At 62.3% G+C, this 1591-nt stretch carries 1 protein-coding gene; it reads left to right on the top strand.

Annotated elements, in window-relative coordinates; genetic code table 11:
• Positions 1–80 precede the first annotated feature (80 nt).
• Positions 81–1289 carry an integrase core domain-containing protein gene (locus AB4Z51_RS44800; RefSeq protein WP_441499752.1) on the top strand — a complete coding sequence of 403 codons (1209 nt, stop codon included), beginning with the start codon at positions 81–83 and terminating at the stop codon, positions 1287–1289.
• Positions 1290–1591: the final 302 nt, after the last annotated feature.

Raw genomic sequence — 1591 nt, 5'->3', positions numbered from 1 at the left:
TGAGCGGCCCGAGACATAGGTGACAGAACGTACCGGACACATGGGTTACACTTTCCGCTTTTGTTCCGCGGGAGGTGTCGATGCCGTGGAAAGCGAGTTCGGTGATGGAAGAGCGTCTGCGCTTTGTCGCTCGTCTCCTGGACGGGGAGGCGATGACGGATGTGTGCCGGGAGTTCGGCATTTCGCGCAAGACCGGCTACAAGATCTTTGACCGTTACAAGGAGCACGGGCTTGAGGCGCTGAGTGACCGCTCCAAACGCCCGATACGCTATGCCAACCAGTTGCCGGCTCAGATCGAGACCCTGATTGTCCAGCTCAAGGCTGCGAAGCCACATTGGGGCGCGCGCAAGATCCGCGAGCTCCTGGTTCGGCGATTGGATGGCGATGTTCGGGTGCCGGCCAAGAGCACGATCCACGCGGTTCTCGATCGGCACGGTTTGGTCAAACGCGGTTGCGGACCGCGCCATCGTGCGCGCGGCACGCCGCTGTCACAGGGGGTGGCCCCCAATGATCTCTGGTGCGCCGACTTCAAGGGCGAGTTCAAGCTCGGCAATGGCCGCTATTGCTTTCCGTTGACGGTCAGCGATCACGCCTCACGCTTCCTGCTGTTGTGCGAAGCGCTCGATTCGACCCGCGAAGACCCTGCCATTACCGCCTTCGAGCGCCTGTTCTGCGAGCGCGGCCTGCCGCTTGCCATTCGCTCCGACAACGGCGTGCCCTTTGCCAGTCCCAATGCCCTGTTCAACCTGTCGAAGCTGTCGGTCTGGTGGCTCAGGCTCGGCATCGCCATCGAGCGCATCAAGCCAGGCCGTCCGCAGCAGAACGGCCGCCACGAGCGCATGCATCTGACCCTCAAGAAGGAGGCGACCCGGCCACCGGGTGTCAACAGCCTGCAGCAGCAGGAGCGCTTCGATGCTTTCCTCCGCGAGTTCAACACCGAACGTCCGCACGAGGCGCTCGACATGAAGTGCCCTGCCGAGCTCTACACTGCCTCAGCGCGCGCCTATGCCGGCCTGCCGGACCTGACCTATCCCTTCCATGACCGCGATGTCGTCGTCACCGCCTGCGGCCGCCTCTGCTTGCATCGCAAGAAGATCAACATCTCCACCGTGCTGGCCGGCCAAAAGCTCGGCATCAAAGAAGTCGACGACGGCATTTGGCTCGTCAGCTTCATGCATTACGACCTCGGATATTTCGACCTGGAGCAGAAAACCTTGCAGCCCCTCGACAACCCGTTCGGCCCGAAGAAGCCCGTCACCGATGTCTCAGCTACGACCTCGGCGCTCTGACCAAGACGCGCTTTTTTTCATTCTTGGCATGGGAGTCCGTGCTTGGCCGCGCTGAGCGGTCAACCCCCGAAGCCCGGAGGGGCCGCGCCTTTGGCGCGCGGGGTTGACGGCGACAGCGCGTGCCGAGCAATAATGGCCGTGCCATGAATGCGCTACGCTCCGCCACCCCCGGATGGGCGTTCCGCGTCAGTTCAAACGACCACTGGAGGAAATGACCTTGCAACCCCTCGACAACCCGAACGGCACGTGGTTGTCACCTATGTCTTAGGTACGTTCTGTTACCCATGTCTCCGGGTCGGACA

This window comes from Bradyrhizobium sp. 2TAF36 (assembly GCF_052114925.1).
In the GTDB taxonomy this organism is placed as follows: domain Bacteria; phylum Pseudomonadota; class Alphaproteobacteria; order Rhizobiales; family Xanthobacteraceae; genus Bradyrhizobium; species Bradyrhizobium barranii.
Note: the sequence above shows the minus strand (reverse complement) of the source record. Positions and strands in the feature narration are given on the sequence as shown.

Excerpts from the sequence above, each read along its gene's own strand:
- AB4Z51_RS44800 (WP_441499752.1), top strand. The coding sequence starts at position 81 with ATGCCGTGGAAAGCGAGTTCGGTGATGGAAGAGCGTCTGCGCTTTGTC.